The 23,993-nt window shown below is 60.6% G+C and carries 16 protein-coding genes and 1 pseudogene; 8 read left to right on the top strand and 9 right to left on the bottom strand.

Annotation, left to right across the window (positions count from 1 at the left end):
• Window positions 1-201 precede the first annotated feature (201 nt).
• A complete protein-coding gene (locus ACILSR_RS16200; protein WP_395750831.1) occupies window positions 202-1,323 on the top strand; it encodes a glycosyltransferase in 1,122 nt (373 codons plus the stop codon).
• Between the two features lie 58 nt (window positions 1,324-1,381).
• The gene (locus ACILSR_RS16195; RefSeq protein ID WP_395750830.1) at window positions 1,382-3,289 is read left to right on the top strand and encodes an ABC transporter ATP-binding protein; all 1,908 of its coding nucleotides are present in this window, start codon (window positions 1,382-1,384) and stop codon (window positions 3,287-3,289) included.
• A 4-nt stretch (window positions 3,290-3,293) separates the two neighbouring features.
• On the opposite strand, the pseudogene ACILSR_RS16190 reads toward ACILSR_RS16195, so the two are convergent.
• Window positions 3,294-4,049, bottom strand: a pseudogene (locus ACILSR_RS16190) (class I SAM-dependent methyltransferase); the annotation flags it as partial.
• 118 nt (window positions 4,050-4,167) lie between these two features.
• Here ACILSR_RS16190 and ACILSR_RS16185 point away from each other — a divergent pair.
• From ACILSR_RS16185 to ACILSR_RS16175, 3 genes are read left to right on the top strand one after another with little or no spacing between them, the layout of a single operon-like run.
• Window positions 4,168-5,862 carry a cation:proton antiporter gene (locus ACILSR_RS16185; protein WP_395750829.1) on the top strand — a complete coding sequence of 565 codons (1,695 nt, stop codon included), beginning with the start codon at window positions 4,168-4,170 and terminating at the stop codon, window positions 5,860-5,862.
• A 43-nt stretch (window positions 5,863-5,905) separates the two neighbouring features.
• Window positions 5,906-8,719 carry a DNA polymerase I gene (gene polA / locus ACILSR_RS16180; RefSeq protein WP_395750828.1) on the top strand — a complete coding sequence of 938 codons (2,814 nt, stop codon included), beginning with the start codon at window positions 5,906-5,908 and terminating at the stop codon, window positions 8,717-8,719.
• Window positions 8,720-8,779: 60 nt separating this feature from the next.
• Window positions 8,780-9,343 (top strand): hypothetical protein, encoded by a 564-nt coding sequence (locus ACILSR_RS16175; RefSeq protein WP_395750827.1) that lies wholly within the window; start codon window positions 8,780-8,782, stop codon window positions 9,341-9,343.
• 27 nt (window positions 9,344-9,370) lie between these two features.
• On the opposite strand, the gene ACILSR_RS16170 is transcribed toward ACILSR_RS16175, so the two are convergent.
• From ACILSR_RS16170 to cphA (ACILSR_RS16145), 6 genes are all read right to left on the bottom strand, one after another.
• Window positions 9,371-10,336 (bottom strand): ABC transporter permease, encoded by a 966-nt coding sequence (locus ACILSR_RS16170; protein WP_395750826.1) that lies wholly within the window; start codon window positions 10,334-10,336, stop codon window positions 9,371-9,373.
• On the bottom strand, window positions 10,329-11,249 hold the full coding sequence (locus tag ACILSR_RS16165; protein WP_395750825.1) for an ABC transporter permease: 921 nt from the start codon (window positions 11,247-11,249) through the stop codon (window positions 10,329-10,331). Before ACILSR_RS16165 ends, ACILSR_RS16170 begins: the two co-directional genes overlap by 8 nt.
• Window positions 11,250-11,291: 42 nt before the next feature.
• Entirely contained in the window at window positions 11,292-12,149 is an 858-nt protein-coding gene (locus tag ACILSR_RS16160) for a class I SAM-dependent methyltransferase (protein ID WP_395750824.1), read from the bottom strand.
• Window positions 12,150-12,156: 7 nt separating this feature from the next.
• The gene (locus ACILSR_RS16155; protein ID WP_395750823.1) at window positions 12,157-13,158 is read right to left on the bottom strand and encodes an NAD(P)H-dependent glycerol-3-phosphate dehydrogenase; all 1,002 of its coding nucleotides are present in this window, start codon (window positions 13,156-13,158) and stop codon (window positions 12,157-12,159) included.
• Window positions 13,155-13,805, bottom strand: a complete 651-nt coding sequence (plsY, locus tag ACILSR_RS16150; RefSeq protein ID WP_395750822.1) for a glycerol-3-phosphate 1-O-acyltransferase PlsY — start codon at window positions 13,803-13,805, stop codon at window positions 13,155-13,157. Before plsY ends, ACILSR_RS16155 begins: the two co-directional genes overlap by 4 nt.
• A 74-nt stretch (window positions 13,806-13,879) precedes the next feature.
• Window positions 13,880-16,486 carry a cyanophycin synthetase gene (gene cphA / locus ACILSR_RS16145; protein WP_395750821.1) on the bottom strand — a complete coding sequence of 869 codons (2,607 nt, stop codon included), beginning with the start codon at window positions 16,484-16,486 and terminating at the stop codon, window positions 13,880-13,882.
• Window positions 16,487-16,666: 180 nt separating this feature from the next.
• Between cphA (ACILSR_RS16145) and ACILSR_RS16140 the strand changes: the two genes are divergently transcribed.
• The 3 genes from ACILSR_RS16140 to ACILSR_RS16130 are packed head-to-tail and all read left to right on the top strand — an operon-like array spanning window position 16,667 to window position 20,579.
• Window positions 16,667-18,886, top strand: coding sequence for an ABC transporter ATP-binding protein (locus ACILSR_RS16140; RefSeq protein WP_395750820.1), 2,220 nt, complete (start codon window positions 16,667-16,669; stop codon window positions 18,884-18,886).
• Window positions 18,883-19,362, top strand: a complete 480-nt coding sequence (locus ACILSR_RS16135) for a DUF1854 domain-containing protein (protein ID WP_395750819.1) — start codon at window positions 18,883-18,885, stop codon at window positions 19,360-19,362. Before ACILSR_RS16140 ends, ACILSR_RS16135 begins: the two co-directional genes overlap by 4 nt.
• A gap of 11 nt (window positions 19,363-19,373) precedes the next feature.
• A complete protein-coding gene (locus tag ACILSR_RS16130) occupies window positions 19,374-20,579 on the top strand; it encodes an acyltransferase family protein (RefSeq protein ID WP_395750818.1) in 1,206 nt (401 codons plus the stop codon).
• Here the strand turns inward: ACILSR_RS16130 and ACILSR_RS16125 are convergent.
• Both ACILSR_RS16125 and cphA (ACILSR_RS16120) read right to left on the bottom strand, forming a co-directional pair.
• A complete protein-coding gene (locus tag ACILSR_RS16125) occupies window positions 20,574-21,689 on the bottom strand; it encodes a hypothetical protein (RefSeq protein ID WP_395750817.1) in 1,116 nt (371 codons plus the stop codon). The genes ACILSR_RS16130 and ACILSR_RS16125 overlap by 6 nt on opposite strands.
• 121 nt (window positions 21,690-21,810) lie before the next feature.
• Window positions 21,811-23,970 (bottom strand): cyanophycin synthetase, encoded by a 2,160-nt coding sequence (gene cphA / locus ACILSR_RS16120; protein ID WP_395750816.1) that lies wholly within the window; start codon window positions 23,968-23,970, stop codon window positions 21,811-21,813.
• Window positions 23,971-23,993: the final 23 nt, after the last annotated feature.

The raw sequence follows: 23,993 nt of genomic DNA, 5'->3' as shown, positions 1-23,993 counted from the left end.
ACTGACCGGGAAATCTTGATCGGGAGCCTCCCGACTTAACAAGACACCCGGTTAGGGATCTGGCGCGTCGCCGCCGATACCCTGCTCCATTTCAAATAAATCTAACCCGCAACCTCCACCGTCGGGCGGCGGCCCTTAAACTTGCGGTCAAAAAAAGGTTTAGTTCGGCGCTGCTTGGGCCAATAGAGCAGTGCGGACTCCATGGCAGACTCTATCCCCACCAAACGCATCTGGCGCATCGCCCACTCTGAAGCCTCCCTCGGCTGGGGAGGGCAGGAGCACCGCATTCTGGCCGAGATGAAGGGATTTCGCGGCCGGGGCAGCGAGGTCTGGCTGGTGGCTCCTCCAAACAGCCAGCTTTATCAGCGCGCCGCAGAGGCGGGGATTCCAGTACGGGCCCAGTACTTCAATCAGCGCTATCTGCTGCCGCTTCACGTGATGCGAATGGCGAGGTGGCTGAAAAAGCACCGGATTGAGATCGTCAACCCGCACAGCTCGCGGGACGGGTGGCTGCTGACTTTGGCAGCGCGCATCGCACGGGTGCCGCTGATCATCCGCAGCCGCCATTTTGACGTGCCGATTCCCAACAAGTCGCTCAGCCGCCTGATGTACAAGGAGTGGAGCCACCACATCATCACCACCAGTCCAAAGATCACCGACACGCTGGTGACCACCTTTGACCTCGACCCTTCGGAGGTATGCACAATTCCCACCGGGGTGGATCTGCAGCGCTTCCGACCAGACGGGCCCCGGGCGGCGCTGCCGCTGCCGGCACTTCCTGCTGGTACGCCGCTCGTCGGCATGATCACTGTCATCCGCTACGCCAAGGGGACGCAAATTCTCGCTGAAGCCGCAGGGCTGCTGCGGGAGCAGGGGCTACGCATCCACTGCGTCATTGTCGGGGACGGCCCCTGGCGCGCCCATCTGGAGGAGGCGGTTCAAAAGCTTGGGGTGCAGGATCTTTTCACCCTTACCGGACACCGCGAGGATGTGCCTGACATCATGCGTGCGTTCGACATCGTGGCAATCCCCTCCTTTCATGAAGCCATCCCGCAGTCGGGACTGCAGGCCCTGGCAACCGGCGTGCCTGTGGTGGCCAGCAACATTGGCGGCATTCCCAGCATCATCAAAGACGGGGAGACCGGCCGCCTGGTCCCCATGAAGGATCCTGCCGCTCTGGCGCAGGCCATCCGCGACACTCTGGAGCAGCGTGAAAAAACGCAGGCCTTGTGCGCCGAGGGACGCCGCTTCATCGAACGCGAGCACAGCCTGGAAAACATGCTGGACCGCCTGGAGGCCATCTATCATCAGCACCTGGGTTGATGACTTCCCAGTTGTGAGAATGGTGATGCTGCGGCACTGATCGGGTTCCGTCATTTTCATGTCCCAACCTTCCGCTCCCAAACCTCCAGCCAAAATCAATCTCGCCGATCCCGAACTGCGAGCGATGGTGGTGCAAACTCTCAGGGCCATCTGGAAGTACGTGCTTCCTTACAAAGGGCGCTTCATCCTGAGCACGGTGCTGGGCATCCTGAGCGGCCTGTTTTATGGGGTGATGATCATTGGCTTTCAGCTCATTTTCTCACTGGTTCTCAAGGGTAAAACCACCACTCTGGGCGAAGACATCCCCCTGCCGGTCATCGGCGCGATCAATCCAGCGCAAATCCTCGGTGTGTCCTCAGACACGCCGGTGGGCATGACGGGAGTCGCCTTTGCCTGCGCCTTCATTCCGGCGCTTATCTTTATTCGTGGTTTTCTGGGGTATCTCTCCAGTTACATGCAGGCCTGGGTCACCAGCAAGGTGGTGTATCAGATCCGCAACGACGCTTTCCGCAGCATCATCCGTCAGTCACCGGGCTATTTTAACAACGCCCGCACCGGTGAGCTCATGCAGACCGTGATCAGCCAGACGGGAGTGGTGCAGCGCAATGCCATGCTGCTGATCCAGACGCTGGCGCAGCGCCCGGTGGCGATCCTGGGCACTCTGATTCCTCTGTTTGCCATGGACTGGTTTTTCACCCTGATGTCCCTGGTCATTTTTCCCGCGTGCCTGTACCCGATCATCCGGCTGGGCAAACGCGTGCGCAAGGTGGGTGCCAAGGAGGAATATGACTCCCGCGCCCTAATGGCCTCCATGCAGGAGTCCTTCGCCGGAATCCGTCTGGTAAAGGCCTATGGGCGCGAGGACCACGAGATGCAGCGCTTTGACCGCTCCAACGCAAGCATGACCAAGAACATGGTCAAATGGGCCAAGGCGCTGGAACTCATCGGCCCGATCGTGGAAACTGTGGCCTCACTGGGCATCGCCGCGGGGCTGATCTATGCCTGGGACCGTGGCATCGAAGCCCAGACGTTCTTCCTGCTGGTGATGGCGCTCACGCAGATCTATCCGCCGCTGAAGGAACTCAGCAAGGTGCAGCTCTTTCTCCAAAAGACCACCGTCGCCGCCGGCATGGTGTTTGAAATCCTTGACCGCCAGCCAGACATCCAGGATGCGCCGGGCGCCACCGCTCTCGGCAGGACATCTGGCGCGGTGACCTTCAAAGACATCACATTCTTTTACCGCGACAAGGACGACGTCAAAAAAGACGTGCCCGCCGTGCAGAACATCAATCTCCAGCTCGAACCGGGCAAATTCTATGCCTTCGTGGGCCGAAGCGGCGCGGGCAAGAGCACGCTCTTCTCCCTGCTGCTGCGCTTCTACGATCCGGACCAGGGCGCCGTGCTGCTGGACGGCAAGGACATCCGTACCTGCACGCAGCACTCCCTCCGTGCGAACATCGGCATGGTCAGCCAGGACACCTTCCTCTTCCACGACACCATCCGCGAAAACATCCGCTACGGCAGGCTGGACGCCACCGAGGCCGAGATCATCGCCGCAGCGAAAAAGGCGCATGCGCATGAATTCATCGAACAGATCAGCAACGGCTACGATGCCGTGGTTGGCGAGGGGGGCTGCAATCTTTCCGGCGGGCAGCGTCAGCGTATTTCCATCGCGCGCGCCGTCCTGCGTGACGCTCCGGTTCTGCTGCTGGATGAAGCCTACTCCGCGCTCGACACCGAGAGCGAAAAGATCGTGCAGGATGCCATCCACACCCTTTCCGAAGGCAAGACGGTGGTGGCCATCGCACATCGTCTCTCCACCATCCTCGAAGCAGACCAGATCGTCGTCATGGATCAGGGCCGCATCGTGGACCGCGGCCCGCATGCAGAGCTTCTGAGCCGCAATGCGATCTACCAAAACCTCTACAACCTGCAGTTCAGCAGCGAAGAGCAGCGGCAGGCCTGAAGCCCTACGCCGCCTTGTGAGACAAGGTGATGATGGTGCGGCCGAGCAGCAGGTCCATGCTGTTCATGGCACGGACCAAGGGTTCATTGGCCTCGTCTAAAGTTTTAACGCGATGGCGCTCCTTGTATAAGGCCCGGCCACCCATGAGCATGATCAGAGGATACCAAAAGACAAGCTTCGCCATGCCGGAGCGCTGACGGTGGTCAATGTGCGGAGACACGTCTGCAAAACCGGCATCCAGCAGGGAGTGCGCCACATAAAACCAAGAGACCGGGTTGATGTGACCGCCGGTGGAATAAAGCGCGCTGTTTTTCACTGGCAGCGGACCGAACAGATTCCAAAACCCAAACCAGAGAAACCGCAGGCGCGAATTGAGATTTAAGATGTTTGGGGTGCTCAAAATACAAACGCCACCGGGTTTCAGCACGCGGTAAATCTCCCGCAATACCTGGCGGTAGTCTTCCAAATGCTCGATCACCTCCGTGGCCGTGACGAGGTCAAAGGTGGCGTCGGGATAGGGCAGCGGCTCAACGTTGAGATTGGCGATGTCCACCTTTTGATCGGGCAGTTTCATCAGGGCATCGGTGTAGTCGCAGACACTCGACTGGACCTTCAAGGCCGCTTTGACCCGCTTGATCAGCCCGCCATGACCTGCGCCGATGTCCAGATGATGTTTCCACTGGTGGCAGCGGGGTTCAGAAAGAACCAATTCCAAAGCTTTTTTATGAATGCGATCAACAGACATGAAGTATGGCTGGTTATCGTAGCAGGAAGCATGGGCAACCTGATTTTTTTGTCATGGCGCCGCCACAAAATCGGATCATGCAGGCAGCAGGCGCTTGATCTATGAAAACTAAGGGCCGAAGGAAAACTCCTGCATGCTTCAAACCGTCACCATCGCCGCGTCCGCCATTCCGCCGCTGTTTGCGCTGCTGGCGCTGATGCTTGCCGGCGTGGTGCTGGTTTCGCTTCTGCTGCTGAAGCTGCGGCAGTCAATGCTGGCAGGGTATTTCATCTGTGGAGTGCTGATTGCGAATTCAGGAATCTTGGGATGGCTGGGCGGGGGTGAGTCGCACGTGCAGGTCTCGCAGATGGCGGAGTTTGGAGTGGTGCTGCTCATGTTCACCCTGGGACTCGAGTTTTCCCTGGGAGAGCTGCGCTTTCTGCGCCGCCTCGCCTTTGTGGGTGGAGGCTGGCAGATGGGATTGTGCGCGCTCGTGGTGGCGGCGGTTTCAAGCGCGTTGCATTCCACTTCGTGGCAGGGAGCGGTCATTCTTGCGGTCGCGCTTTCACTGAGCTCCACCGCAGTCAGCTTGAAGAGCTTTCAGGATCTCGAACTCGAGGCAAGTCCGGGAGCCCGCATGGCTCTGGCCGTGGCGATTTTTCAGGACCTTTTCATCATCGTCTTCTTCCTGTTTCTGCCGCTGCTGCTGCCACATGAGGGAGAAGCCACAGCGCTGATGCCGCGGCTGGGCTCTCTGGTTTTGCGCGGCGGTGCTTTTGTGATTCTGGCGGGAGTGGCCGCGCGATGGATCATCCCGTGGCTCCTGAACGCGGTGACGAGGACACGCAGCCGAGAACTTTTCACACTGACAGTCATCGGCAGCTGTGTTGGACTGGCCTTCATCGGGGGGCTGCTCGGCCTCGGGCTTGCCCTGGGCGCCTTTGTTGCGGGACTGGCCGTCAGCGAATCCATTTTCAAGCACCGCATTCTGGCGGATGTGATGCCGCTCAAAGACCTCTTTCTCACGCTGTTCTTTGTGTCTGTGGGCCTCATGATTGACGTTAAAGCCGCCATGGTTCTGTGGCTGCCCATCTGCCTGATCACGGCGGCGCTGATGCTCGTGAAGGCAGGGATGATCACGGCCATCGCAAGGCGTCTCGGTCTGGCGCAGAAGCAGGCGCTCATGGCGGGGATAGGCCTGTGCAGCGCGGGGGAGTTTTCGCTCGTGCTGCTGCAAAACGCGGGCGGCGCACATCTTTGGAGCAACGCCACGCAGCAGACGCTGCTGGCCGCGAGTGCGCTTTCCATGGGACTGCTGCCCGCTCTGCTGAAGTTTGGCATTCCTCTCGGCGACTGGCTGGTGAAGCGCGGCTGGGGCCGCGGCAAGCCGGTCAAGATGGATGCCGGCAATCTGCGCCAGAGAATCAGCGGCCTCACGGACCATGCCATCATCTGCGGCCATGGCCCTGTGGGTGAGAAGCTCAACAAAGCGCTGTTAGACTCCGGTGTGCGCACGCTTGTCGTCGAACTGAACGCCGAGACTGTGCAAAAACTCAAGCGGCAGGGCCAGGCCGTGCTGTTTGCGGACGCGAGCCATCAGGAAACCTGGGAGCTCACGCAGCTGAAGCATGCGCGCATGGTCGCCCTGACCTTCCCGGACGCCACGGTCAATGCGCAGGCTCTCGCGATGATCCGCGAACACCGTCCGGACATTTCCGTGCTGGCCCGCGCCCGGTTTAACTCAGACGTGGAGCGGCTGAAGCGCCTGGGCGCCACGCAGGTGGTGAATGACGAGACGGAGGCCAGCCGCGCCATGGAGGATGCGGCGATCACTTTGCAAGGAGCATGAGCATCGTTTGCGCCCGACTGCTTGCCGCCTAGGCTGAGGGCAAATGTCCCAACGCCTTTTTCTCCTCGACGGCATGGCGCTGCTCTACCGCGCGCACTTTGCCTTCATCAAAGCCCCCATCCGCACCAGCGATGGCGTGAACACTTCCGCGCTCTACGGCTTTGCCAACACGCTGCTCGACATCATCAAAAACCAGCAGCCGACCCACCTGGCGGTGGCGCTGGACACCTCTGCGCCGACTCCCCGCCACGAGATGTTTCCAGCCTACAAGGCCCAGCGCGAGGAGATGCCTGAGGACATCAGCATGGCCATTCCGCAGATCAAGCGCCTGATGGAGGCGATGAACATTCCCATCCTCGTGCGTGATGGCTATGAGGCGGATGACATCATCGGCATCATGGCCAAGAGAGCTGAGAAAGAAGGGATCGAAACATTCATGGTCACGCCGGACAAAGACTTCGGCCAGCTCGTCTCTGAGCACGTGAAAATCTACAAGCCTGGCCGCCAGGGCAGCGACGTGGAAATCCTCGGCGTGAAGGAAGTCTGCGAGCGCTGGGGCATCGAGCGCCCGGAGCAGGTGATCGACATTCTCGCGCTCATGGGAGATGCCGTCGATAACATCCCTGGAGTGAAAGGCTTTGGTGAAAAAACCGCCACCGCGCTGATTCAGCAGTTTGGCAGCGTGGAAAATCTGCTGGCCAACACGGCACAGCTCAAAGGCAAACAGAAGGAAAAACTCGAGGCCAGCCGAGAAGACGCCCTCATGTCAAAGAAGCTGGCCACCATCTTTCACGATGCGCCTTATGAACCGCAGGTGACCGACCTGGTCATCAAGCCGCACAACGATGATGCGCTGAAAGCTTTCTTCACCGAGTTCGAGTTCAATGCGCTTGGCCGCCGGCTGTTTGGCGACGATTTCAAAGCGGGGCGGGGCCGGAAGGCAGAGCAAGGGGCCGCTCCGTCGGCTGAAACGGGGGCGGGTGCAGATGATCTTTTTGCCGCCCCTGCGCCTGTGGCTCCCGCAAAGCTCAGCACCATCACGGACACACCGCATGTGTATCATCTGGTGCAGACGGCGGAGGACCGGCAGAAGCTCATCGCGCAGCTCGCGACGCTGAAGTCGTTCTGCTTTGACCTGGAAACCACCGGGCTCGATCCACGCGACACGGAAATCGTCGGAATAGCGCTTTCATGGCAGGAGCATGAAGGCTGGTTCGCCCATTTCCCGCGCGAAAAAGCTGCCGCCAAGGCGGTGCTGGAAGAGTTCCGTGCAGTGTTGACGAAGGAAGGCGTCGAAAAGGTCGGCCACAATCTGAAGTTCGATCTCAGCGTGCTGCTGGCGCATGGCGTCGAGGTCAAGGGGCCGTTCTTTGATTCCATGCTGGCGCATTCGCTTATCGATCCCGAGCAACGCCATGGCATGGACTACCTTGCGGAGTCCTACCTGCACTACACTCCGGTGCCGATCACCAACCTGATTGGCACAGAGAAAAATGATCTCTTCAGCCAGGCGACGATGGCTGACGTGGCTGAACAAGACATACGCAAAGTAACGGATTATGCCGCCGAAGACGCGGATGTGACGTGGCAGCTCGCCGCCAGGATGCGTCCTGAACTCAAGGAGCAGCAATACGTTTTCGACAAGATCGAATGCCCGCTGCTACCCGTGCTCACCAAGATGGAGAACTACGGGGTGAAGATCGATGTGCAGGCGCTGCGCGAGTATGGACTCGAACTGGACCGGAAAGCGGCTGAACTGCAAAAGCGCATTCAAGAAAACGCGGGCGGACCTTTCAATCTCAACAGTCCCAAGCAGCTCGGCGAGGTGCTCTTTGAACGTCTCAAGCTGCTCGAGAAGCCGAAGAAGACCGCCACCGGGCAGTATCAGACCAATGAGCAGGTGCTGCAGTCGCTGATGGGTCTGCATCCCATCATTCAGGACATTCTCGACTACCGTGAGGTGACCAAGCTGAACAGCACTTATGTGGAGGCGCTGCCGCATGCAGTTTCCAAAGTCACCGGACGTGTGCATACCACCTTCCATCAACTCATGGCCGCCACCGGTCGAATGGCATCGACGAATCCGAATTTGCAAAACATCCCGATTCGCAGCGATCTCGGGCGTGAGATTCGCAAGGCCTTCGTGCCCGGATTTGAAGGCTGGGTGCTCATGAGCGCCGACTATTCGCAGATCGAGCTCCGCGTCATGGCCGCGCTTAGCAAGGACAAAGCCATGATAGAGGCCTTTGCCAGCGGGCTGGACATTCATCAGGCCACCGCCGCGAGAGTCTATGGTGTGGAACTTGATGGTGTGCTGCCGGAGATGCGCCGGACCGCCAAGATGGTGAACTTTGGCATCATCTACGGCATCTCCGCCTTTGGACTGAGCCAGCGTCTCGGCATTCCACGTGGCGAGGCGGCCACCATCATTGAAAACTACTTCAAGCAGTTCCCCGGTGTGAAGCGCTTCATGGAGCAGATCATCGTCGATGCCAAGGAGCATGGATACGTCAAAACTCTCACGGGCCGCCGCCGCCTCATCCGGGACATCACCAGTGGCAACGCCACTGTACGTGGCGCCGCTGAGCGAGTGGCCATGAACACGCCGATCCAAGGTACTGCTGCAGACATGATCAAGCTTGCCATGGTCAACGTGGACGCCGCGCTGACGAAAGCAGGCCTGCAAACCCGCATGCTCCTGCAGGTGCATGACGAACTGCTTTTTGAAATGCCCGAAAGCGAGGTCGAGCAGGCAAAGGCCATCATTCTGGAAGCCATGCAGAATGCCCTGCCGCTGGAGGGTGTTCCCTCGGAGGTCGAAGCGGGCACCGGCTTGAACTGGCTGCAGGCGCATTGATGTCCTTCGATCCACAATACTGAAAATATCGTCCATTAATCTTCCGTTTTACTTTTCCGTATGGCCTGGCGACCCAGCAAATGCATCGTTTGTGGCGAAATTGACAACACAGTGAGAGGACGTGTGACCGGGCGCATCTGGCTGCTGGGGCTTGCGGAGCCGCTGGTGCTTGATCTGAGCGGCGATGCGTGGCCGGATGTGGCGGGTTCGAAGCTTACGTTTGTGAATCCCAACCCCGTGGCGCAGCCGGAGTATGAAGGGCTGCGCGTGAATCAGACGGGATCGGTGGGAGACATCACGGCCTCGCAGAGGGTGAAGAAGCTGCTGGTGCCCGATGAGGAATGGATGCTGGCAATCAAGGAGGACCGGTTTCATGAGATCCCCTGGGTGTGGGCGAACGCTCTCTACCTGGAGTGGTACAGCGACTTCAACGGTCGAGTGGTGATCCAGACGACAGACTGCGAGATTACAGCCTCCGAGCGCCTTTGGGTGCTGGATCCCGACGAGCATGCCGCGCAGCAGGCGATCAATGAGGCGGACATGGGCACGTATATGGAGAACTTGGGAAAAGCCCTCGACCAGCAGAATTTCGAGGATGAGGATGAGGCCAAAGACGAGCCTTGATTTTCCGCAGGGCGTTTCGCTTCGTTTCTACTCCCCGCTCTTCGGATCAAACGCATCGCGCAGGCCATCGCCGAGGAAGTTGAGGGCGAGAAGACTGGCGGCCATGAGAAGGGCTGGGAAAACGAGGAGCCACCATTTGCTTTCGAGCGGATTGATGACCTGGGCGCCGTCTTTGAGGAGGGAACCCCAGCTTGCGGCGGGGTCTTCGATGCCGAGGCCGAGGAAACTGAGAAAGGATTCGTCGAGAATGACCGCGGGAATGGTGAGCGTGAGGTAGGTGAGGATGATGGTGCTCAGGTTTGGCAGCAGATGCCGGAGCAGCACGCCCTTCGCATCCTGGCCCATGGCGCGTGATGCGGTGACGAAGGTCATCTCCCGCAGCACCAGCACCTGACCGCGCACGATGCGCGCCATGGTGAGCCACTCGACGAGGCCGAGCGAAACGACCATCACCAACACCTTGGTGTAGGCTTTCAAATCGTTCATGAGTTTGGCCAGCTCATTCCACTCGCGTTTTTCCGCTGAGAGCCGCCAGCCGTCGAACCACTCCTTCACGTATTCATCCAACGCAGCGATGAGGATCATGATAAAGAGGATACGCGGCACGGATTGCAGGACCTCGACCGTGCGCATCATCACGCCATCCACACGTCCGCCGGCATAGCCGCTGATCATGCCGTAAAGGGTGCCGATGCCGAGACTGATCAGCGCGCCCACCAACCCCACCCCGAGGGAGACACGCGCACCGGAGAGCAGGCGGTAGAGCATGTCCTGGCCATTCACGTCCGTCCCCAGAAGGTGTGCCTTTGAAGGCGGCACGAAGGATTCGCTGCTGGTGAGTTTCAGCGCCTCGGGCAACAGCATTGGCACCACGATGGCGACGAGCAGCAAGGCCGCCAGAAAGCCGAGTGCGAAGAGCGCAGCCCGATTGCGCTTCAGAATCTGCCAGCCGTCCGGCCGGGCGATGGCGGCTGGAGCGGCGGCTTCAGGCATAGAGCTTGATGCGTTTGTCCAGCAGCGTGTAGATCACGTCCACGAGAAGGTTGAAGAGCACGAGCAGCACGCAGTACACGATGACGGCTCCGCCGAGCAGGAACACATCGCGGTTCTGGATGGAGTTCACGAAAATCATGCCCGCCCCGGAGATGTTGAAGACGACTTCAACGATCATCGAGCCCGTGAGCAAATTTGCCGCCAGGGGGCCGAGGAAAGTGATGACGGGCAGGATCGCGACTTTGGCGGCGTGCCTGGTCACGGCCTGATAATCCGAAAGGCCTTTGGCGCGTGCGGTGCGCAGGAAATCGCTCTTCAGCACATCCAGAAGGCTGTTGCGCATCAAGCGTGCAACGTAGGCGATGTAAGGCGCGGCAAGGCAGATGGCAGGCAGAACCATCTGCCACGCTGTGCCCCAGCCGCCTACCGGCAGCCAGCCGAGCCAAAGGGCGAAGACCGCGATCAAGAACGGGCCACTGATGAAGGATGGAATGGAAATAGCCAGCAGCGCGCCGATCATGGACGAGTGATCGATCCAGGTGTCCTTCTTCATAGCAGCGAGAGTGCCGAGGAAAACACCCGTGCAGCTCGCGATGGCGAAGGCCAGCGCTCCCAGCGCAAACGAGTTGGGCATTTTTTGCCGCAGCAGCTCCGCAACACTCCAGTCGCGATACTTGGTGGACAGACCGAGATCGAAATGCGCCAGCGAGGAAACATAGGAAGTGTACTGCTGCCAGAGGGTACCGCTGAGCTTGTACTTTTTCTCCAGGGCCTCTTTGACGTGAGGGGGAGGTTCCTTTTCTCGGTCAAACGGTCCGCCCGGCGTGATGCGTGCCAGCAGGAACGTAATCGAGATCACGCAAAAGATCACGATCACGCTGCTAAACGCGCGGCGAAGAAGGAACGGGAGCATGGGTGCAAATGTCGAATGACGAATGCAGAATGTCGAATGACATCACGCCAGCCACCAGGCAAAGCTGCCGCTGGGGACCGGCAGGACATTTGCGGCGCCTCGGAGCTGCATTTCGCCATGCTCCACTTTGCCACCCTTTTGACCAAACTGCTGAACCAGCAGGTGGTGAAGAGAGATGGGGGTCAGTTCGGGAGTGTGGCAGGAGAGCAGCACTCCGAGAGGCTGGTCGGACATCAGTTTGCCGAGCAGCGAGAGCAAAGGCGGCAGGTCGTTTTCGATTTTGAAAACCTCTCCTTTGGCGCCACGGCCATAGCTCGGCGGATCGAGGATGAGGAGGTCGTACTGGCGGTCGCGGCGGAGCTCGCGCTCCAGGAATTTGGTCACATCATCCACGATCCAGCGCACGGGCTTTTCTTCGAGGCCGTTCAGCGCAGCGTTTTTGCGGGCCCAGTCGACCATGCCCTTGGAAGCGTCTACGTGGCAGACTTCCGCGCCAGCATGCGCCGCGGCCAAGGTGCTGCCGCCGGAGTAGGCGAAGAGATTTAGGACACGGACCGGACGGTTGTGTTTTTTAGCGTATTCGGTGCAGACTTCACGGATGCGCCGCCACTGGTCGCGCTGCTCCGGGAAAATCCCGAGGTGACCGAAGTCGGTGGAGCTGAGCTGGAACTTGGTGCCATCGACTTCGATGGCCCAGGTCTCGGGCAGGTTGTCGCGTCCGCGCCACTGGTTGCCGCCATCGCGGAAGAAGGTGGCGGTGACTTTCTGCCAGGCAGCCTTGGGAAGAGTCTGCTGCCAGACGGCCTGGGCGCAGGGGCGTGAGAGCACGACGCTGCCAAAGCGCTCCAACTTTTGAAAGGAGCCGCTGTCGAGGAGTTCGTAGCCGTGGGTTTCAGACATGGGAATATTAATCAGCTTCGGGCCGTGGGTCGCGCGACAGAAGGGCTTTCATTCCCTCCTTGGGGGATTTGCCCTGATGCAGCACGGCATTGATTTCATCCAGCAGCGGCATGCGCACACCTCTTGCCTTGGCAGCGCGGTGCAGGCTGGCCGTGTTCAGCACGCCTTCGGCCACCATGCGTGTGCTGGCGATGATTTCATCCAGCGGAAGCCCCTGGCCGAGCATGACGCCGACGCGGTGATTGCGGCTGTGCTCTGAATAGCAGGTGCCTATGAGATCTCCCACCCCACTCAGACCGTAAAAGGTTTCCACCTTGCCGCCTTCAGCAACACCGAGACGCACCATTTCTGCCAGCGCCCGGGTGACGAGAGCCGCCAAAGTATTGTCCCCGAGCTTCAGTCCATGCGTGATGCCGGAGGCGATGGCGTAGGGGTTCTTCATGGCGCCAGCCCACTCGGCACCGACGATGTCGTCCGTGGTGTAGGTGCGGAAAAAGGGTAGCGTGAAGCAGGATTGCACGGCCTTGGCGATCTCGTCGTCGGCACAGGCCACCACAGCGGCAGTGGCCAGTTTGCGCGCCACTTCCTCGGCGTGGTTGGGGCCAGTCAATACTGCCAGCGGAATGCCGGGAATGGATTCACCGACGATCTCGCTCATGCGGCGGCCTGTTTCGAGTTCAATGCCTTTGGAGCAGGAGACGAGCACGCGGGCCTTGGAAGCAGCGCCGCACTTAGCGACGAGTTCTGCTGTGGAGCGCATGGCCTTGGATGGGATCACAAACACCAGCATGTCTGCGGGCTGCAATGCATTCAGGTCGGAAGTGACGGTGATCTGCGAGGGCAGCTCCAAATCGGGAAGATAGCGAGCGTTGCGGCGGGTGTCACGGATCTGCGCCATCAGTTCGGAATCGCGGCCCCAGAACTGTACGTTGAGTCCGCGCCAGGACAGCAATGCGGCTAAGGCGGTGCCCCAGCTGCCGGCACCGAAGACTGTGGCGGACTGCATCATGGCTGCGGCTTCTTTTTGGTGAAGGCTTTGCTCTCGGTTCCAGCAATCAGACGCTTGATGTTCGAGCTATGGCGGACAAAAGCGAGGATCATCACCACAATGCCAAAGGTGAGAAGGACGAAATCCCAGTGACCTTCACGCCACATCTGAATGGCCATCGCCGTGGGCACTCCGATGGCAGCCGCAAGGGAGCCGAGTGAGACATAACGGAAGGCAAAGAGGAAGGTCAGAAAACCAATCCACCCGCCGAGCATGCCGGCCTTTGAGATGCCATACAGCACGCCGCCGGTGGTGGCGATGCCTTTGCCGCCTTTGAAGCCGAGCCAGAAGGTAAACATGTGGCCGATCACTGCGGCAAAGCCCGCCAGCACTTTGCCCAGCGAGATCATTTCAGGCGCGGCGCCTGTTTGCGCGATCCAGCCTGCGGCCAGCCAGACGGGCAGCCAGCCTTTGATCATGTCACAAATGAAAACGGGAATGCCGATCCCCTTCCCCAGAACGCGGATGGCGTTGGTGGCGCCGATATTGCCGCTGCCGTGCTGGCGGATGTCGATGCCTTTCAGGCGGCCCGCAAGATAGCCGAAGGGCACGGAGCCGCAAAGATAGCCGCAGGCGATGCTGAGGAGAGTGGCGGTGGTGGTGTTCATGGCTTGAGCAGTCTCCTAGTAGCCGAATCAAGCATGCTCTGGCAAGCATTTCATCGGTCCGAAACCGCACGCCCTCATTTCGCGCCGTACTTTTGCTTCAGATACTGAACCGTTTCATCAGCAGTGTCCGCCTGGATCATGAGAAGATCGCCAGCCTGCGCCGATTCGAGGGCGAGATCGACCGATTTCAGGTGCCCCAGAATGGACTCCACACGACGGGTGCGGGGGGCGTTTTCCAGCCCGTTGGCGAGGAGTTTCATGATTTCTCCGGAGTCGCGGCCGCGCACGTAGTCGCCTTCGTAAAGCCAGGCTTCGTCAAATTCGGTGCCGAGCATGCGGCCCTGCTCGATGATGTCGCTGTCGCGGCGGTCGCCGGCGGAGCTATAGACGACGATACGGCGCGCATTCTCAAACTGGCGCAAGCCGTCAAGCAGCGCACGAAGGGCGTCCACATTGTGGCCGTAATCGACGATGACGGTGATGCCCTTCAGGTCGAGCACATTGAAGCGGCCGGCGTTTTGATCGAGGCTGGGCACAAAGGAGCGCGCGCCCTGGCGGATGATCTCGTCGTCGATGCCCAGGGCCCAGGCCGCGGCGACGGCTGCGAGGGTGTTTTCCACCTGGAAGCCGATGCGGCCGCCATGGGTAAGAGGGACCTCGCTCAGGGGCATGAAGGCATCCTCATTCGGGCCGGATGCGCGAATGATAATGCCATTGCGAACGAAAATGGCACGCTCACCTTTGATGCGGTGGCGGACGATGACGGCGTTTTCACCATCCTGGGCGAAGAAGATCGTCTTGCGCGGGTAGGTCTCCGACATCTTCACGACCAAGGGGTCGGCGGCGTTCAGCACGGCGCTGCCTTCTGCGGAAACGGCGGCGACGATGCACTGCTTCACTTCCGCCAGCTGCTCCACCGTGTGGATTTCATTGATGCCGAGGTGATCGCCACAGCCGATGTTCGTGACCACCGCGACATCGCAGTGATCGAAGGCAAGCCCCTCGCGCAAGATGCCACCACGGGCGGTTTCCAGAACAGCGGCGTCGCACAGCGGGTAGGAGAGGATGCTGCGGGCACTCTTCGGCCCGCTGCAGTCTCCGCTGTCGATCATGCGTGAACCGACGAAGACACCGTCCGTGCTCGTCATGCCCACACGCCATTTGTTTTGAGCAAGCAGATGGGCAATAAAGCGTGTGGTGGTGGTCTTGCCGTTCACTCCGGTCACGGCGACGATGGGGATGCGGCCACGGCACCCGGGGGCAAACATGGTGTCGATCACTGCTTTGCCCACAGGGCGCGGCTCCCCTTCCGAAGGATAGAGGTGCATGCGCAGCCCGGGGCGTGCATTGAGCTCAATGATGACGCCATTGCGCGGACTCAGCGGCTGGGTGATGTCCGGCGCGATCATGTCCAGGCCGCAGATGTCGAGGCCGACCATCTGCGCGGCTTCGACGGCGGCGGCGCAAATGGTGGGATGCACCTCGGCAGTGCAGTCCACGGCGGTGCCGCCGGTGCTGAGGTTGGCATTGCGGCGAATCAGGATCATGCGGTCCTTTTCGGGGATGGACTCCGGGGTGACGCCCTGCTCCGCGAGCACGGCCATGGCCACGGCGTCAATGCGGATGCGGCTCAGAGCAGCGGCATGGTCGGCGGCGCGGCGCGGGTCACGATTTTTTTCGGCAATCAGCTCCTGAATGGTGTGCTCCCCATCGCCAACCACATGCGCGGGGTAGCGGCGGGAGGCGGCGATGAGTTCGCGGCCGATGACGAGAACACGATAGTCCTCGCCCTCCGCAAACTGTTCCACGATGACGGAGCGGCTTTCCTCTCGCGCCGCCGCATAGGCGACGGCCACCTGCTCCTTCGTGTACAAGTTCAAGGCGACACCGCGGCCTTGATTCCCGTCCAGCGGCTTTACGACGACGGGCAGGCCGATCTCATTGGCGGCGGCCCAGGCGTCATCCGCATCTTTCACCGGGCGGCCCTGGGGGACCGGGAGGCCGATCTTGTTGAGCATCCGACGGGTAAAGTCCTTGTCCTGCACAATGTCCTCGGCGATCGCGCTGGTCTGACTGGTGGCTGCGGCGAGGATTTTCTTTTGCTTCGAACCCCAGCCGAGCTGCACCAGGCTGCCCTCATTGAGACGCAGGACGGGGATGCCACGCAGGCGCGCGGCATCCACCATGGCACGAGTGCTGGGACCGAGACAGACGTCCTGGGCCAGCTCGCTGAGCTCCGTGATCGCTGCATTTACGTCCATGGTCTGGCCAAACAGGGCGGCATCGATCAAGCGCCGGGCGAGCTCAAAGGCGGCGCGGGCGACGATTTCCTCATCAAACTGGGTGATGATGCGGAGAGTCAGCGGCTCAGAAGTGGGCATGACCTTGCCAAAGCTGACCTGGAGATCAGAGCGGCTTTGCAGATGCAGGGTGATCGACTGCAGCAGGGCCGCAAGGGACTCTGGCTGGGGAGTGACACTGGTCTCGCTGAGCTGCTGCTCCAGTCCTGGAAGCCAGGACAGGAGCCAGGAGCGCCAGTTGGCGACGTGGTCCGTCAATTCGGGAAACTCCACCTTGCATTCGAGGACGGTTTCGCGCGCCCAGAGATTCGGACCGCGCAGAGCAAGAATTTTACGAACGATGGTGGAGCGGAGTTCGCAGGATGTAGCTGATGAGGGCACGCAGGAGTAAAGAAAGCGCGGAATAGTCCCCAGACCGGCAGGAGGTCAAGGGAAACATGGGCGTGAAACGAGGGGGCGTATCGCTTCTTGCGCCCGCCCTTGGCGAATTGATTGCACAAGTTTGACAACCTTCGGTAACATTGGAGTTTCAGCTGATTACACGTTCCGACCTCCCCCACTTTGCCGCGTCCACCCATCCAAGCCCCTCCTGACCGCCTGCTGCAGCATGCTGAATCCAAGCTGGTGTCTGGTGAGCGTACGGTCGCCCGCCTGATGACGGACCTGGACTCCGCGCTGCATTTCCGCCATGGGCTGATCGTGCTGACGAACGCGCGGCTGCTCAATTTTGAAGACGGCGGCTCGGGACATCCCGGCGTCCAAACCTGGAAGCTGGCAGACCTGCAGGAGCTCAAACTGGAGGAAGTGGGGGCCACGATTTCCCTGCAGCTCATGGGAAACGACACGCTGATCTGCCAGTGGCGTGTGACCTCCGGACGCCTGCGTGAGGCCGAGGCCTTCCTGGCACGCTTCCGTGAACAGCGCCGCCTGCTGAGCGGTGTGGATGACGGCACGGATGTCGGCGATCCTGAACTCGAAGAGGACGAGGAGGAGATTTTTGGCTCGGAGATTTCCGAGGAAAACATCAAGCCGGGCAAGCCGCTTTTGCGCATCCTGGTCTTTTCGCGGCCTTGGTACAGGCTGCTGTTTCTGGGCCTGTTTCTGACGATGGCCAGCACCGGCGCGCAGATGATCGCCCCGTGGCTGACCATGTCTCTGGTGGATGATGTTCTCATCCCGCTGCAGAGCCAGACCGAGCACGTGGACGTACACAGGGTCTATGCCTTCATCGGCGCGCTGGCGCTGGCGGCATTGCTGACCTGGGCGCTGAACTGGGGAAAAACGTTCGTGGTGGCGCGGATCGCCGAACTCCTGACCAGCCGCATGCGGCGGGAGACCTTCGAGCATCTGCAGACTCTTTCCCTCACCTACTTCAACCGCAAGCGCACCGGCGACCTCATCTCGCGCATCAGCTCGGACACGGAGCATCTCTCGCTCTTCATCTCGGTGAACTTCATCGACTTCTTCTGCGATGTGCTGCAGTTCATTTTCACAGCCGTCATATTGTTCAGCATCAATCCGCTGCTGGCCGTGGCCGCGCTGGGACCGGTGCCTGTGGTGGCGTGGCTGGTGCAGCGCGTGCGGGATTATCTGCGCGGCGGGTTTGCAGCCGCCAGCCGTGCGGGCAGCCAGCTCACCAGCGTGCTGGCAGACACGATCCCGGGGGTGCGCGTGGTCAAGGCCTTCGCGCAAGAGCAGCGCGAGATCGAGCGCTTCCGCATGGCGGACAAGCACATCTTTGACACCAACGACCGCGTGAACAAGACCTGGTCTTTCTTTACGCCGATGATCAAGCTGCTGACCGACATCGGCCTGCTGATTGTCTGGGCCGTGGGTGCCTGGAGCGTGGCGCATGACAGCATCACGGTGGGAGTGCTGACCGGCTTTGTTCTTTACATCAGCAGCTTTTACGAGCGCATGGACTCCATGAGCCGCTTCACTGCCTCCATGCAGCGGGCGGCAGCCAGCGCGCACCGCATTTTTGATGTGCTGGACGTGAAACCCGACGTCCCTGCGCAGAAAAACCCGATCAAGGTGGGCCGTCTGCAAGGTGAGATCGAATTCCGGGATGTGAAATTCCGCCATGGCTCGCGTGAAATCATCAGGGGCCTCAGCTTAAAAATCGCGCCGGGTGAAATGGTCGGGTTTGTAGGCCCCAGCGGTGCGGGCAAGACCACCCTGGTGAACCTGGCCTGCCGTTTCTTCGAAGTGAGCGACGGTGCGGTGCTGGTGGACGGCCACAATGTGAGCGATGTGGATGTGATGGACTACCGCAGAAACCTTGGACTGGTGCTGCAGGAGCCGTATCTTTTTTATGGCACCATCGCGGAAAACATCGCCTACGGGAAGCCCGATGCGACCCGGGCGGAGATCGTGGCGGCGGCCCGCGCCGCACGTGCGCATGACTTCATCATGCGGCTTTCGGACGCATACGACTCTCTGGTGGGAGAGCGCGGCCAGCAGCTCTCCGGCGGTGAGCGCCAGCGCATCAGCATCGCGCGAGCGCTGCTGGTTGACCCGGCCATTTTGATCCTGGACGAGGCGACCTCCGCGGTGGACACCGAAACGGAACGAGAAATCCAGGCGGCGCTGGACCACCTCGTCAAAGGCCGCACCACCATCGCCATCGCCCACCGGCTCGGCACGCTGCGCAAGGCGAACCGGCTGGTGGTCATCGAGGAAGGCCGCATCAAGGAGATCGGCACGCACGAGGAACTGCTGCGGAGCAGCGGCACCTACGCGCGTCTGCACCAGGCCATGCTGGAGGTGAACAACGCATGAGCACGCCCGCGGAACAGAACATTGAATTTTTGCAGGACGAGCAGGGCCGTCTGGTCCTGGTGGACAGCAACGGCATCCGCCATGCGAACGTACATGCCGCCAAGATGTTTCCACTGACCGAGAGGGACCACTGGATCTCCATTCAGTCTGAAGCTTCGCGCGAAATCCTCTGCGTCGAAGATCCGCAAAAGCTGCCCGAGGCCTCGCGCAAACTGCTGCTCGAGGCCCTCTCACGACGGGACTTCGTTCCCATCATCCAGGTGATCCACCGCATTGTGCGCCTGGCGGACGGCCATGAATGGCACGTGACCACCGACCGCGGGGACACCAGCTTTGAAGTGGAGACGGACGAGAGCATCCAGCCCCTGGGCCATGGGCGTCTGGTCATCATCGACCGGCGCAACACCCGCTACCTCATTCCCAACGCCGCCAGTCTGGACCGTGTGAGCAAACGTAAATTAGAGCATTACTACTGACCTCTGATCCAGTGAGCACCCCCCAGGCAACCACGCCGCCAGCCGCGGCCCAGCGCATCGGCTCGATTGATGTTTATCGTGGCATTGTGATGTTCCTGCTGGGACTGCGCCTGCTGGAGTTTGACGAGGTGGCCAAGCATTTTCCAAACAGCGCTGTCTGGCAGTTTCTGGGCCACCATTCCTCCCACATCCCGTGGGTGGGCTGCTCGCTGAACGACCTGATTCATCCGTCCTTTGCGTATTTGACCGGGGCCTCGCTGGTGTTTTCTGTCTCATCGCGCACGAAACAGGGGCAGACCCAGTGGCACGTCGTTCTGCATGCGCTGTGGCGGGCGGTGGCGCTGATCTTTCTGGGGATCTTTTTACGCAGTGTGGACCGTGACGCGACCCACTGGACTTTTGATGAAACTCTGACGCAGACCGGCATGGGCTACATGGCCGTGTTTGCCCTGGCCTACTGCGGCACCCGCACGCGGTGGATCTGGTTTTCCATTATTCTGATCTCCTACTGGCTGCTCTACGCGCTTTACCCAGTCATCCCACCCCATGCCAGCAGCATGGACTTCAACACACCGGAAGGCTGGCAGCATGACTTCAGCGGATTCTTTGCGCACTGGAATCATAACCGCAATGTCGGCTGGCAGTTTGACACCTGGCTGCTCAACCAGTTCCCACGTGAAACCCCATACGTGGGCTACCTCGGCGGCTACACAACACTGAATTTCATCCCCACCATCTGCACCATGATTCTCGGCTTGACCGCCGGCACCTGGCTGAAGCAGGCGAACAAACAGGGTCTCAGTCCGGTCAAAACGCTGGCCATCGCCGGCGGGGCCTGCCTGACCTTCAGCTTCATCCTGCATTTGGGTGGCATCTGCCCCATTGTGAAACGGTTGTGGACGCCGGCATGGGTCTTCTTCAGCGGGGGCTGCAGCCTGCTGATTTTGGCGGCGCTGTATCAGATCATCGACATCAGGCAATGGCGGCGCTGGTCCTTCGTCTTCGTGGTGCTCGGCATGAATTCCCTGGCCTTTTATGTGATGCGCCACACGCTGGACATCTGGTTTTCAGAAACTCTGCAAAAGCACTTCGGCACGCGGGTGTTTGATGTTTTCAGTCCGGAGCTCAGGCCGGTGACCATCGGAGCCTGCACCTTCCTCGTTTTCTGGCTGGTGACGCTGTGGTTGTACCGCCGGAAAATCTTCATCCGGCTATAGAGCCTGCAGCGCACGGATCAGATCTGAATGCGGCGCCAGGACGAACTTCGGCGCCTCCCGCGTGGCATCCATGCAGCCACCTTCAGCATAGACGCCCTGGGCATCCCGCAGGCGGTGCATGCGGGCGAAGATCCGGGCGGTCGCTTCAGAATCTGCCAGCGTCCGCGCCACCAGCTGCTCGACGATGGCTTCATCCATTTGCAGCCGGCCGTGTTCATCCCTGACGGCGCCATCGCGCCAGTGATGAATTTCGAGGCACTTCGACAGCAGGCTGAAAGGCCGGTCGGCTTTCCAGAAATTGGCGAACATGCCGCCTCCGAGATAGAAGACCCAGGACCCTTCAAAGCCGGGCACGTCCGAAGAATGGGGATCAGGATTGCGAAACCAGGCCCGGTCTCCAGGCACATAGTAATGGATGGGGAGAGGCTCCTCCAGGGTGCCAAGCTCGTGCATGAAAACATCGTGGAAACGGCCGGATTGCACGGCCTTCTTCTCCCACTGCGCCTGCAACTGGCGCAACAGCTCGGGGTTATGCTCGCGGGCTTCCTCGGCAATCGCGAGCAGGATCACATACTCGGTGGCGCGGTAGCAGGAGAACGAGTACCACTGCCCACCTTCCTCCGGCTGGCTGGCCTTGACGAGCGATGGTATCAACGGGCTGCCAGGAATGAGCACAAAGCCCGTGTCCTCAGAGTAACGCCAGCAGTCCTGCGGGCGCTCGATGGCGTCCAGATTGAAATTCAGCCGCGTGCGTCTGGCATTGCGCACGATGTTGCGACGAACTCTCACGGCGGCCATTAATTCCTCGGGGCTGGGAAATTCCAGCACCACCGGGCAGTTCAGCAGGGTCAGCCAGATCTCGCGCAGCAGATCGTCCTCATTGATGCTCACGTTCAGGTTCAGCTTTGCAGCCAGACCGAGGGTGTCGAAACCGGGCATCCAGTCATGAGCGCGACTACCGGCAAGGCGCAGCCAGGAGCGACCCTCGCCGGAGTGCGTTTCCACAGCCTCATCAATCCCCAGACGACGCCACTCCTCGTACAAGCTCGTCCATCCGGAGCTGTCTTCAGCACCAGGGGAAAGTGGTATGCCAATGCCCGCTTCCATCATCAGCCACGCAGCGGGTTAAGGGGTCGAAGTCTGGGCATGGATCGGGGGAGTGTTCGGATAGCAACTCTGCTGCCATAAGAACTCCCAAAAAGAGTCGATTGTTTCCAGCCGGCGGTCGATTTCAAACGTAGCTGCCAAGTCCCTCGGCCAGCGCCGAGTCGCTCAAGCCATAGGCCCACCCCGCACCAACGGCAGCAAGCGCGTTGTGAACGTTGAAGCTGAAATGTCCCGTGAGGGGCAGAGCCACCTCGCTCAGCGCGCACAGCCGGCGCTGCAGGCTTCCTTCGGCCAGGCAGATGGACTCATCCTTCACGAAGACGGCCCGCCCGCCCTTTTCCAGATGCGCGATGACGAGGGGATTGTCCGCCACATGGGAGAAGAACAAGACGCCGCACCTGCAGTGCTCCGACTCCGCCATGCCGGCCACGAAAGAATCGTCCGCATTCAGCACCGCCGTTCCTTCCGGCAGCACCACATCCACCACACAGCGCTTCACCTTGGTCATCTGCTCCAGCGTGTCGATGTACCCCAGGCCAAGATGCTCGGTGCCCACATTGAGCACCACACCGACCTGGCAGCGGTCATAGCCCAGCCCTTCCAGAAGGATCGACTCCGCACTGCTCTCACATACGGCCAGCTCCGTCCAAGGGTGCAGCAAAACACCCCAGGTGCCGGTGGTGCGGTCTCCCATCTTTGAACATGCATGACGCCCGCCAAACTGCAGGCCTTCGCTGTGGCACACCCCGATGAGCTTGCCAGTGGCTTTCATCAGATGCGCCACCAGCTTGGAGGTGGTCGTTTTGCCATGCGTGCCGGTGATGCCGATGACTGGGATGCGGCCGTCTCTCCCCTCCGGGAAAAGCATGTTGATGATCGCCTCCCCCACAGGTCTCACCTCTCCCGTCGCTGGCCGGAGGTGCATGATGAGTCCGGGGCTGGCGTTCAGCTCCACCACGGCTCCGCCCTGGTCTTCGAGGGGCTTGCTGATGTCCGTGCACACCACGTCGATCCCGCAGATGTCCAGCCCTGCAACCTGCGCAGCGATGGTCACGTGCTCGCGGTTGCGCGGGTGCACCAGTCCGGTGACCTCGGTGGACCAGTTGGCAAAGCGGGAGATCAGCACCCGCTCACCATCATTGGGAACCGAACTTGGCTCGTAGTCCTGCTTCTCCAATTCTGAAAGGATCGCCGGATCCCATTCTTCCGTGTCGATCTTGGACCAGGGGCAGAAATCGCTCACGCCACGCAGCGGGTTGGTGTTGAGCTGGGTATCCACAAGCACGCCGATGCTGTCCCTGCCATTGCCAGTGACCACGGCGTGGTCGCCGCGGCTTGCGGCGATCAGTTCACCTCCGACCACCAGCAAACGGTGGTCATTGCCGGGGATGAAGCGCTCCACCATCACGCCGTCACCTTCTGTCGCTGCGGTTTGAAAGGCGCTGTCCACCTGCTCCTTTGTGGTAAGATTGATGAACACGCCGCGGCCATGGTTCGCGTCCTGAGGTTTGACCACCACGGGTGTGCCGATGTCCTCCGCAGCCTCCCAGGCATCCTCCGGATTGGCCACCACGCGCCCCTCGGGCACAGGCACTCCGGCTTTTCTCAGCAGATTCCGCGTCAGATCCTTGTCCTGCACGATGTGCTCGGCGATGGCGCCGGTGCGGTCCGTCTCCGCCGTCCAGATGCGGCGCTGGTTCACCCCCTGGCCAAACTGCACCAGACTGCGGCCCTCCCGTAAGCGACGCCAGGGGATGCCACGGTCTTCCGCGGCAGCGATGATGGCGCTCGTGCTCGGCCCCAGGGCATTGCGGTCCACCACGCGTTTCATGCGCGCCACGGCGCCGGCGATGTCATATTCCTTGCCGGCGTATCCGGCCAGAAGGATCTCGCGCGCCTCCCGCATGCAGGCTTCGGCCACGTTTTCATCCAGGTATTCGATGACCACCTTGTACAATCCTTCCACGCAGGTTTCCCGCGCCTTGCCAAAGCCCACGGTGTTGCCCGCCAGGGTCTGAAGTTCCAGCGTCACATGCTCCAGAATGTGACCGGGCCAGGTGCCCCTGTCGAGCCGCTGGAAAAAGCCGCCGCGTTCGCCGATGCTGCAGCGGTGTTCGATCATGCCGGGGAACCACGCTTTGAGCTGGTCGGCAAAGCCGGGGACGATGTCAGAAGAGGTGTCCTTCAGGCTGCCCAGATCCACCCAGGCTTCCAGCACGGGATCGTTCGACCAGATATTGGGGCCGCGGAGAAAGTGGATTTCACGAATGTCGAGATCGGTCATGGCGCGCCGATGTTACGTGTGAC

Source organism: Prosthecobacter sp. (assembly GCF_044222565.1).
GTDB lineage: Bacteria > Verrucomicrobiota > Verrucomicrobiia > Verrucomicrobiales > Verrucomicrobiaceae > Prosthecobacter.
The sequence above is the reverse complement of the archived record's forward strand: the minus strand, read 5'-3'. Positions and strand labels throughout refer to the sequence as shown.

Bases quoted from the DNA above. Each gene is read 5' to 3' on its own strand.
- polA (WP_395750828.1), top strand. From the start codon at position 5,906: ATGTCCCAACGCCTTTTTCTCCTCGACGGCATGGCGCTGCTCTACCGC.
- ACILSR_RS16170 (WP_395750826.1), bottom strand. From the start codon at position 10,336: ATGCCTGAAGCCGCCGCTCCAGCCGCCATCGCCCGGCCGGACGGCTGG.
- plsY (WP_395750822.1), bottom strand. From the start codon at position 13,805: ATGAACACCACCACCGCCACTCTCCTCAGCATCGCCTGCGGCTATCTT.
- ACILSR_RS16185 (WP_395750829.1), top strand. From the start codon at position 4,168: ATGCTTCAAACCGTCACCATCGCCGCGTCCGCCATTCCGCCGCTGTTT.
- ACILSR_RS16200 (WP_395750831.1), top strand. From the start codon at position 202: ATGGCAGACTCTATCCCCACCAAACGCATCTGGCGCATCGCCCACTCT.
- ACILSR_RS16155 (WP_395750823.1), bottom strand. From the start codon at position 13,158: ATGATGCAGTCCGCCACAGTCTTCGGTGCCGGCAGCTGGGGCACCGCC.
- ACILSR_RS16160 (WP_395750824.1), bottom strand. From the start codon at position 12,149: ATGTCTGAAACCCACGGCTACGAACTCCTCGACAGCGGCTCCTTTCAA.
- ACILSR_RS16195 (WP_395750830.1), top strand. From the start codon at position 1,382: ATGTCCCAACCTTCCGCTCCCAAACCTCCAGCCAAAATCAATCTCGCC.
- ACILSR_RS16135 (WP_395750819.1), top strand. From the start codon at position 18,883: ATGAGCACGCCCGCGGAACAGAACATTGAATTTTTGCAGGACGAGCAG.
- ACILSR_RS16175 (WP_395750827.1), top strand. From the start codon at position 8,780: ATGGCCTGGCGACCCAGCAAATGCATCGTTTGTGGCGAAATTGACAAC.
- ACILSR_RS16165 (WP_395750825.1), bottom strand. From the start codon at position 11,249: ATGCTCCCGTTCCTTCTTCGCCGCGCGTTTAGCAGCGTGATCGTGATC.
- cphA (WP_395750816.1), bottom strand. From the start codon at position 23,970: ATGACCGATCTCGACATTCGTGAAATCCACTTTCTCCGCGGCCCCAAT.
- ACILSR_RS16125 (WP_395750817.1), bottom strand. From the start codon at position 21,689: ATGATGGAAGCGGGCATTGGCATACCACTTTCCCCTGGTGCTGAAGAC.